The organism is Nocardia pneumoniae NBRC 100136 (genome assembly GCF_000308755.1).
Taxonomy (GTDB): domain Bacteria; phylum Actinomycetota; class Actinomycetes; order Mycobacteriales; family Mycobacteriaceae; genus Nocardia; species Nocardia pneumoniae.
Genome location: NZ_BAGF01000026.1, coordinates 78801 through 88697 on the forward strand (window position 1 = coordinate 78801; position 9897 = coordinate 88697).

Sequence of the window (9897 nt, forward strand, 5' to 3'; positions counted from 1 at the left end):
TCAAAGTGCGCACTGAATGATCACTTTTAGCGGCAGAATTGTGCGCATGCGAGCGGACCGGTTGGTGGCGATCCTGTTGATGATGCAGACCCGTGGGCGAGTGACGGCCGCGCAGGTCGCCGCGGAATTGGAGACCTCGGTCGCCACGGCGCGGCGAGATCTCGAGGCGCTGTCGGCGGCCGGGGTGCCGGTGTATCCGCAGCCGGGACGCGGCGGCGGGTGGTCGCTGGTGGGCGGCGCCCGAACCGACCTGAGCGGGCTGACCGCGGGGGAGGCGCGGGCGTTGTTCCTGCTGGCCGGTCCATCCGCGGGCGCGGTGCCGGAAGCGAAATCCGCCCTGCGCAAGCTGGTGCGGGCACTTCCGCAGACCTTCCGCGGCGACGCCGAGGCGGCGGCCGACGCGGTCGTGATCGACCCGGCCCGCTGGGGTGCGACCGACCGGGAGCTGCCGCCGGTGGTGTCGCTGCTGCAACGAGCGGTCGTGCAGCGCGTCAAGGTCCGGCTGCGCTATGCGAACCGGACCGGCGAGCGCTCCGAGCGTCTCGTCGACCCGTGGGGCCTGGTGGACAAGGACGCCGTCTGGTATCTGATCGCCGGGACCGAGCGCGGACAGCGAACGTTCCGTGTCGACCGCATCGCCGAAGCGCTCCTGACCGACGAAACCGCCGATCGTCCAGAGGATTTCGATCTGTCCGCCGCCTGGGCGGAGGTGGTCGAGGAGATGGAGCGGCGGCGCGCCACCACCGCCGCGACCGTTCTCGTGCCCGAGCGCCTGCTGCCCATCCTGCGCGACCAGCAGGGCAGGAACTGCCTCGTGGACGGCCCGGCCGACGACGGTCGCGTCCAGGTTCGCATCACCGCCCCGACGGCCTGGATGATCGCCCAGCAATTGGCCGGTTGGGGTGCATCGATCGACGTCGTCGGACCACCAGAGGTGCGCGCCGAGCTGGCCCGCCTCGGCGCCGAACTCCTCGACCGCTACCGCCCCGACGCGGACAGTGCGTCCAGCGGTGCTTCCTGACGAGCCCGCGGACGAATCAATCGGCCCACCCCTTCGGCCTGCAGGGCGTGGATGGCGTCATGCCACTCGCCGCACGAGGTTCAGCCACGTCCCGATCGGGAATCAGCGGGATGCGGGAATGTGGTCGGCCAACCTTCGCACCATGTCCGAGGCGAGCACGGCGTGGCCGCTGGTGCTGAAGTGGATGAGGTCGGCGCTCATCAGGTCGGGGCGCAGGCGCAGTGGGTGGTCCCAGAGTTCGAGCAGGAGCGCGTCGTAGCGGGCGGCCAGCTCGCGGACCAGGTCGTTGAGCGCGGCCATGCGGTCGCGCATCGGACGCATCGGCGCCATGCGCTCGGTTTCCCAGACGTCGGCCAGGGTGAAGGTGACGAGCTGAGCCCCCGTCCGGGCCAGTGTCCCGAACAGGGTGTCCAGATTCTCGCGCAGCCCGGCGATGTCCCCGCCCGGCAGGAACAGGTCGTTGCCGCCGCAGCTCAGATGCACCAGGTCGGGCTGGAATTCCAGCACGGACGGCAATTGTTCGGCGATGACCTGGGCGGAGGTGGCGCCGATCCGGCCGGTGTTCAGGTACGCGAAATCGGGACGCACCGCGGTGAGCACGGCGGCGACACGGTCGGCCCAACCCACGGGTTCGTACCCGGGGCTCGGGTCGCCGACGCCTTGGGCGATGGAGTCGCCGAGTACCGCGTATCGCCGCCACGGCGCGTCGGCGAGCAGGCGGCGTTGTTCCTCGGGGGACAGCAGCATCGGGTCGTTGGCTTCGGTGCGAAGGGAGTTGTCGCTCAAGGCTGTTCCTAGCTTTCGATGGAGCGGGACGGGGTGCGGACCGGCAGCGCCGCCAGGCAGGCGGCCACGGCGGCGATGCCCGCGCAAACGGCGAACACGGTGTGGAACGCGTCGAGCGGGTCGTCGGGACGCGCCGCGAACACCGCGGCGAGCACGGCGACGCCGAGCGCGCCGCCCACCTGCCGCGCCGTAAGATTCATGCCGGTTCCCGCGGCGAATTGCTGCGGCGGAAGCGAACTCGCGGCCGCGGTGCCCAGCACGGTGACGAGGAACCCGATGCCCCCACCGCCGAGCACACCGGCCGGAATCCACGCCGACCACAGCGCCGGAGTCGACCCGAACGCATCGGTGCTCATCCACGCTGTGCACGCGACGAACATCAACGCGCCGAGGACACCGAGCCACCGCCTGACCGTGGGGGAGCCGACCCGGCCCGCGACGGTCGCGGTCACCATCGAGGCCACCGCTCCGATGGTCATCGCGCCCGCGGAGCCGAGCACCGAATAGCCCCAGATCCCGTCCAGGAACAGCGGTCCCGACAGCAGCCAGGCGAACATCGCGGCGCCGAAGACGAACGAGGTCGCGTTGGCCAGCGCGTACGGCTTGCTGCGCCAGAGCTCCACGGCGATCGCGGGGTCGTGGTGGCGCGCCGAGCGGGCGAGTGCGGCCACGACCAGCAGGCCACCGCCGATCAACGCGGTGAGCGTCCCGGCCGAGGTCCAGCCCCAGCGTTGCCCTTCGGTGACGCCCGCGACCAATCCACCGAGACCGAGCGCGACCGCGAGCGTGCCGAGCGGATCCGGTAGCGCGCTGCCCTGCGGCCGGACGCCGGAGGCGGGTATGCGAGCCGTCGCGGCGATGAGCACGACCGCCACCGGCACGTTGATCACGAAAACCGCGCGCCAGCTGAACCCTTCGACCAGCGCGCCGCCGAGCGCGGGACCGACCACCGCGGCGAATCCGCCCGCGGCCGACCAGGCTCCGATCGCCGCGCCGATCTTCTCGCGCGGGGTGGCGGCGAGTACCAGGCCGAGGGCGGACGGCACCATCAGCGCCGCGGTGGCGCCTTGCAGCAACCTGCCCGCGATGAGCCACCCCGCGGTGGGTGCGAGACCGCAGAGCAGGGAGGTCAGGGCGAAACCGGCCAGGGCGCCGAGAAAGAGCCTGCGGCGCCCGAGCGCGTCGGCGAACCGGCCCGCCGGGGTCAGCAGTGCCGCGAAGGCGACCGCGTATCCGCTGACCACCCAGGTCAGCGTGGTGGCCGCCGTGCCGGGGTAGTCGCGGGCGATGGAGGGAAAGGCGATGTTGACGACCGAGAGGTCGAGGAAGGCGATGAATGCCGCGCCGCTAGCGATCAGCAGTGTGCGGGTGGCCGCGGTCGGTGGGCTATCCACCCGTGCGGACACATCTGTCATGGGGGAGTCCTTCGGATTGCAGGAAACAAAACGCACGATCGTTCGTACAATTAAAGTACGACCGTACGTTCGTATATGCAACCGTCGAGTGGAAGAATGAGACCATGGCCGAGTCCGTCACCGACCCGCCGCGCGAAACCGATCAGCGTCTGGCCAAGGGCGCGCGATCGCGCGCATCGATCGCCCGCCGCGCCGCCGACGTGGCTTCCGTCGAAGGGCTGACCGGGCTCAGCATCGGGCGGCTGGCCAGCGACCTCGGCGTCAGCAAGAGCGGCATCGCCACCCTCTTCGGCAGTAAGGAGAGCCTGCAACTCGCCGCGGTGGCGTCCGCGCGACAGGTGTTCATCGACGAGGTGATCACCCCGAGCATGAGCGAGCCCAGGGGACTGCCGCGTCTCCGCGCCTTGGTCGAGCGCTGGTTCGGTCAGGTGATAAGCCCGGCGTTCCCCGGCGGATGCTTCCGCGTCGCGACCCTCGCCGAGTTCGACAGCAGACCGGGCCCGGTCCGCGACGCCATCGCCGCGGACCGCCGGGACTGGCTCGCCTTGCTGGTCAAGGAGATTCGCCGGGCCCAGGGACAGGGCCATCTCGGTGAGCGCGCCGCCGACGCCATCGCATTCGAACTGGACGCGGTGATCGCCGCGGCGCACACCGCCCGGCAGATGGGCGACGAGCGCGGCGTCGCCACCGCCCGCGCCGTGGTCGACGACCTGCTCGGCTGAGCGGCTGCCCGGTCGGCGATCCGGTTTTCGATGACAAGATCGTTCTGCGTGTCGCCACGATGACGGGTAGCCAAGCTATTGCGCAGCAAATGGACCGTCAACTGGTGCGACGCGCCGGAATCCGGCGTCAGACCAGGCGGAGTGCCATCCTTTGCATGCGCTGCAACGAATGCCTTGTAACCCGTTGCTGGAGAGCGAATTCAGTACGGACTGGTTGGTAACTTCACTGAGCGGCAGGAGGAACGTGATGATTCCGCGCTTCATCGATCAGGTTGTCCGTCTGGTCTCCGATTTCTTTGGAATGCTCCTTATTCCATAGCCGGTGCGACCAGGGTCCGGGGCGCTTCGCCGCTCCGGACCCGAGCCGTATATCCGGTTGCCCGGCTGTGCTTTTGGCATATTCGGGTGGGGATTGGCACGATCCAGCCGAGCCGGGTCAGGCCGAGAGCGCGGGTGTCTCGGCGATCGCCGCGTGGTAGCGATCCAGGATGACGGCCGTGAGGGCCGGATGAGGGCCTAGCACGTCGGTGTGCACGGCTTCGGGTGCCGCGTGCAGCAGGCGGTCGGTCAGCAGGCCAGGAGAAAGGAACCAGGGCGCGACCACGACGTGGTCGGCTCCGCGGGCGTGCAGACGCGGGATCGCTTCGAGGACAGACGGTTCGGTGGTCGCGAAGCAGATCTCGGTGAGCCAGCCGGTGCGTGCGGCGAGCCGGGCCGCCACCTCGGCGGTGCGGGCGTTGGCGGCCGCGGACGACGATCCGACCGCGGCGACCGCGACGCCGATCCGCCGGTTCGCCGAGGCGTGCTCGACGGCGCGGGCGGCGAGAACACGGTCCCGCAGCGCGCCGATCAGCAAGGCGTCGGAGCCGAGGACATCGGCCTGGGTCAACCGCAGCTGGGGATAACGGGTGCGGGCCGCGCCGAGCAGACCGGGCAGGTCGACCCTGGCGTGAAAGGCGCTGCCGAGCAGCAGCGGCGTGACCACCGCATGCGTATGCCCTTGGGCGGCAAGAGAGTCCACGACCTGTTCGACCGAAGGCGTGTTCAGGTCGAGAAACGCCGTGCGCACGTCGATGTCCGGCCGTGCGGTCGCGACGGCGGCGACGACCGCCGCAACGGTCGCCGCGGACCGCGGATCGCGACTTCCGTGCGCCACCGCGATCAGCGCGGGCGGCTTCTCCGTGGTGACGCGCCCGAGCGCGGTCGGTGCGGAGCCGAACCGGGATGTGACGCGGCCCCCCACGGCTCCCGTGACCAGCCGGGCGCCGAACGGGGCTCGCGATACCGCCATGTCAGACTCCGGTGCCGACCTCGACGGCGGTCAGCACATTGCCGACCAACCCGGCGGCCAACGTGTTGCCACCGGCCGGGTCGATCAGCAGGAAGCTGCCGGTGTGCCGGTTCACCCGGTAGTCGTCGGCCGCGATCGGCTCGGCGACGCGGACCGAAATGCGTCCGATATCGTTGAGCTCCAAGGCTTCCGGGTTCGGATCGGCTGCGAGGCGCTGCTCGTCGAAGCGCTCCAGCAGCGTGCCGACGATCGCCTGGGTGGTCCGGGTGCCGTGCTTGAGCAGCAGCCGGGCGCCGGGGCGCAGCGGCTTGTCGCCCAGCCAGCACACCGTGGCGTCGAACGCGTCGATGGGCTCCGGGGCGTCTGCGGTCGAGGCGATGATGTCGCCGCGCGAGATGTCGACATCGTCGGCCAGGATCAAGGTGACGCTGCGCCCGGTCTGCGCCACCGCGAGCTCGCCGTCGGGAGTGTCGATCCGCTCCACGGTGGTGCGGATACCGGAGGGCAGCACCACCACCTCGTCACCCGGCGCGACCGAACCCGCCGCGATCTGTCCCGCGTAGCCGCGGTAGTCCGGGTACTCGGCGGTGCGCGGCCGGATCACGTACTGCACCGGGAAACGCAGGCCCAGCGCGTGATTGCCGGTGCTGTCGGCGTCGACCGGCACCGATTCCAGGTGCTCGATCAGCGAGGGACCGTCGTAGTACGGGGTGTTGTCCGACCGGGTGGCGATGTTGTCGCCGTGCAGCGCCGAGACCGGGATCTCCAGCACGTCCTCACTCGACCAGCCCAGCGTGCGGGTGAGCTCGGTGAACTCCGCGGAGATGGCCGCGAAGACGGCCGCGGCGTCGTCGACCAGGTCGATCTTGTTCACCGCGAGCACCAGCTTCGGCACGCCGAGCAGCGCGAGCACCGCGGCATGCCTGCGGGTCTGCTCGATGACGCCCTTGCGCGCGTCGACGAGCAGGATCACCAGCTGCGCGGTGGACGCGCCGGAGACGGTGTTGCGGGTGTACTGCACGTGCCCGGGGGTGTCCGCGAGCACGAAAGACCTGCGCGGCGTGGCGAAGTAGCGGTAGGCGACATCGATGGTGATGCCCTGTTCGCGTTCCGCGCGCAACCCGTCCACGAGCAGCGAGAGATCCGGTGTGGCGAGACCCTTGTCCACCGACGCGCGGGTGACGGCGTCGATCTGGTCGGCCAGAACGGATTTCGTGTCGTAGAGCAGGCGTCCGACCAGAGTGGACTTGCCGTCGTCGACAGAACCGGCGGTGGCCAGCCTCAATAGGTCGGACATGTCAGAAATAACCCTCTCGCTTGCGGTCTTCCATCGCGGCCTCGGAAACCCGGTCGTCGCCACGGGTCGCACCGCGTTCGGTCAGTCGGGACGCGGCGACTTCGGCGAGGATCGCCTCGTTGTCGGCCGCGTCGGAAAGGATGGCGCCGGTGGAGGATCCGTCGCCGACGGTGCGGTAGCGCACCGAGCGGGTCTCCAGCACCTCGCCTTCACGCGGGCCGCCCCACACGCCGGGCGTCATCCACATGCCGTCGCGCAGGTACACCGGGCGCTCGTGCGCGTAGTAGATGCTCGCCAGATCGATGTCCTCGCGGGCGATGTAGCGCCAGATGTCCAGCTCGGTCCAGTTGCTCAGCGGGAACACGCGCACGTGCTCGCCCGGCGCGTGGCGCCCGTTGTACAGGTTCCACAGCTCGGGACGCTGACGCTTCGGGTCCCACTGCCCGAACGCGTTGCGCAGCGAGAAGATCCGCTCCTTGGCGCGGGAGCGTTCCTCGTCACGGCGGCCGCCGCCGAACACGGCGTCGAACCGGTTCTCGCTGATCGCGTCCAGCAGCGGGATGGTCTGCAGCGGATTGCGGATTCCGTCGGGGCGCTCGGTGAGCCGGCCGTCGGCCAGGTAGTCCTCCACCTTGGCCACGTGCAGGCGCAGGCCGTAGCGCTCGACGACCTTGTCCCGGAACTCCAGCACCTCGGGCAGGTTGTGCCCGGTGTCCACGTGCAACAGCGCGAACGGCAGCGGTGCGGGCCAGAACGCCTTGAGCGCCAAGTGCAGCAGCACGGTGGAGTCCTTGCCGCCGGAGAACAGGATCACCGGCCGCTCGAATTCGCCCGCCACCTCGCGGAAGATGTGAATCGACTCGGACTCCAGCGCGGCGAGGGTGTCGAAATCGCTGATGCCGAGGGAACGTTCGCTACGAATGGTTTCGGTCATGATTGATGCAACCCGCATTCGGTCTTGGCGAGGCCGGCCCAACGGCCGCTTCGCGGATCGGCTCCCGGCTCCGGCTTCCGTGTGCACGGAGCGCAGCCGATGGACGGATATCCCTCCTCCACCAGGGGATTGACGAGGATGCCGTGGGTGGCGATGTAGTCCTGCATCTCCTCGTCCGACCACGGCGCGATCGGATTGATCTTCACCAGTCCGAACGCCTCGTCGAACGAGATCAGCGGCGCGTTGGCCCGCGTCGGCGCCTCCACCCGGCGGATGCCGGTGACCCAGGCGTTGTACCCGGCGAGCGACTTCTGCAGCGGGACGACCTTGCGCAACCGGCAGCACTCGTTCGGCTCGCGAGCGAACAGATCCTTGCCGAGCAGCCGATCCTGTTCGGCCACCGTGTGTTCCGGGCGCACGTTGACCACGTTCACTCCGTACACCGCCTCCACCGCGTCGCGGGTGCCTATGGTCTCGGCGAAGTGGTAGCCGGTGTCCAGGAACAGCACGTCGACGCCAGCGCGGACCTGGGAGGCGAGATGCACCAGCACCGCGTCCTGCATGTTGGAGGCCACGATGTAGCTCGAGCCGAAGGTGTCCTCGGTCCAGTGCAGCAGTTCGGTAGCCGATGCGCCGTCGAGTTCGGCGGCGCCGCGCGCGGCGATGGCGCGGAGCTCGTCCTCGGACAGCTTTTGCGCGAGTTCGGTTGTCACAGTTGATCTCCCGTCGACACTTATCTCAGGTCGGCCTCGTCGGCGCGTACCGCCCACTGCGCGAATCGTTCGCCGTCCTCGCGCTGCTTGACGAAATTGCGCACCACCCGCTCGACGTAGTCGCCGAGCTCACCGGTGGTCACCTTGTGCTGACGCAGTTTGCGTCCGAAGGCGCTGTCGAAACCGAGGCTGCCACCGAGGTGAACCTGGAAACCCTCCACGTGATTCCCGCTGCCGTCGTCGACCAGTTGGCCTTTGAAGCCGATGTCGGCGATCTGCGAGCGGGCGCAGGAATTCGGGCAGCCGTTGATGTTGATGGTGATCGGAACGTCCAGCTGCGCGTTGAGATCCGCCAGCCGCTCCTCCAGCTCCGGCACCAGTTCCTGGGAACGCTTGCGCGTCTCGGCGAAGGACAGTTTGCAGAACTCGATGCCGGTGCAGGCCATCAGGTTGCGCCGCCACAGCGACGGGCGTGCTTGCAGGCCGAGCGGTTCCAGCTCGTCGATCAGCGCGTCGACCTTGTCGTCGGGAACATCGAGCACGATCAGTTTCTGGTACGGGGTGAACCGGATGCGGTCGGAGCCGATCCGCTTCACCGCGTCGGCGACCTTGGTCAGGATGGTGCCCGACACCCGGCCCGCGATGGGGGAGAAGCCGACGGCGTTGAGCCCGTTGCGCAGCCGCTGCACGCCGACGTGGTCGATCGGCTTGGTCGGCTGCTCCGGCGCGGGGCCGTCGATCAGCTTGCGCTTCAGGTACTCGTCTTCGAGCACCTGGCGGAACTTCTCGATGCCCCAGTCCTTGATCAGGAACTTCAACCTGGCTTTGGTGCGCAGGCGGCGGTAGCCGTAGTCGCGGAACAGCGAGACCACGCCTTCCCACACGTCGGGAACCTCGTCCAGCGGCACCCAGGCGCCCACCCGCTGGGCCAGCATCGGATTCGTGGACAGGCCGCCGCCGACCCACAGGTCCAGACCGGGCCCGTGCTCGGGGTGCACCACGCCGACGAACGCGACGTCGTTGATCTCGTGCACCACGTCCTGCTGGCCGGAGATCGCCGTCTTGAACTTGCGCGGCAGGTTGGAGTACTCCTTCTTGCCGATGTAGCGGCGCACGATCTCCTCGATCGCGGGCGTGGGGTCGATGATCTCGTTCAGCGACTCGCCCGCCAGCGGGGAACCGAGCACCACGCGCGGGCAGTCGCCGCACGCCTCGGTGGTCTTCAGGCCGACCGCCTCGATCCGCTTCCAGATCTCGGGAACGTTCTGCACCTCGATCCAGTGGTACTGCACGTTCTCGCGGTCGGAGAGGTCGGCGGTGTCGCGGGCGAACTCGGTGGAGATCTGCCCCAGCGTGCGCAGCTGCGCGACGTTCAGCGCGCCCGCGTCGCAGCGGATGCGCATCATGAAGTACTTGGCTTCGAGGACGTCGATGTTCTCGTCGCCGGTCCAGCTGCCGTCGTAGCCCTGCTCGCGCTGGGTGTAGAGGCCCCACCAGCGGAACCGGCCACGCAGGTCGCCCTTGTCGATGCCGTCGAATCCGGTCTTCGAGTAGATGTTCTCGATCCGGGCGCGGACGTTGAGCGGGTTGTCGTCCTTCTTGGACTGCTCGTTCGGGTTCAGCGGTTCGCGGTAGCCCAGCGCCCACTGGCCCTCGGCCTTGCGGCGCACGGGCTTGCCGGTGCGGACGCGCGGCCCCGCGGGCGCCTCGCGGCGGGG

9 protein-coding genes are annotated in these 9897 nt (G+C 69.2%); 2 read left to right on the plus strand and 7 right to left on the minus strand.

The annotated features are described in order from the left end of the window. Window positions 1–46: 46 nt before the first annotated feature. Window positions 47–1021, plus strand: a complete 975-nt coding sequence (locus ON34_RS07225) for a helix-turn-helix transcriptional regulator (protein WP_040775899.1) — start codon at window positions 47–49, stop codon at window positions 1019–1021. Between the two features lie 102 nt (window positions 1022–1123). Here ON34_RS07225 and ON34_RS07230 read toward each other — a convergent pair whose 3' ends face one another. Both ON34_RS07230 and ON34_RS07235 read right to left on the minus strand, forming a co-directional pair. After that, the gene (locus ON34_RS07230) at window positions 1124–1807 is read right to left on the minus strand and encodes an SGNH/GDSL hydrolase family protein (protein WP_040775901.1); all 684 of its coding nucleotides are present in this window, start codon (window positions 1805–1807) and stop codon (window positions 1124–1126) included. 8 nt (window positions 1808–1815) lie between these two features. Further along, window positions 1816–3222 (minus strand): MFS transporter, encoded by a 1407-nt coding sequence (locus tag ON34_RS07235; protein ID WP_040775903.1) that lies wholly within the window; start codon window positions 3220–3222, stop codon window positions 1816–1818. A 104-nt stretch (window positions 3223–3326) separates the two neighbouring features. Here ON34_RS07235 and ON34_RS07240 point away from each other — a divergent pair, with 104 nt between their 5' ends. Further along, complete coding sequence (locus ON34_RS07240) at window positions 3327–3944, plus strand: TetR/AcrR family transcriptional regulator (RefSeq protein ID WP_040775905.1); 618 nt, start codon at window positions 3327–3329, stop codon at window positions 3942–3944. Window positions 3945–4380: 436 nt separating this feature from the next. Here ON34_RS07240 and ON34_RS07245 read toward each other — a convergent pair whose 3' ends face one another. The 5 genes from ON34_RS07245 to ON34_RS07265 form a co-directional block, all read right to left on the minus strand. Continuing rightward, complete coding sequence (locus ON34_RS07245) at window positions 4381–5235, minus strand: sirohydrochlorin chelatase (RefSeq protein ID WP_083889193.1); 855 nt, start codon at window positions 5233–5235, stop codon at window positions 4381–4383. Between the two features lies 1 nt (window position 5236). After that, window positions 5237–6532, minus strand: coding sequence for a sulfate adenylyltransferase subunit 1 (locus ON34_RS07250; RefSeq protein ID WP_040775907.1), 1296 nt, complete (start codon window positions 6530–6532; stop codon window positions 5237–5239). Window position 6533: 1 nt separating this feature from the next. Next, entirely contained in the window at window positions 6534–7466 is a 933-nt protein-coding gene (cysD, locus tag ON34_RS07255; protein WP_051022229.1) for a sulfate adenylyltransferase subunit CysD, read from the minus strand. Then, window positions 7463–8179 carry a phosphoadenylyl-sulfate reductase gene (locus tag ON34_RS07260; RefSeq protein ID WP_040775909.1) on the minus strand — a complete coding sequence of 239 codons (717 nt, stop codon included), beginning with the start codon at window positions 8177–8179 and terminating at the stop codon, window positions 7463–7465. Before ON34_RS07260 ends, cysD begins: the two co-directional genes overlap by 4 nt. Window positions 8180–8199: 20 nt before the next feature. Beyond that, window positions 8200–9897 (minus strand): nitrite/sulfite reductase (locus ON34_RS07265; protein WP_040775960.1); only part of this gene is annotated, 1698 nt, incomplete at its 5' end.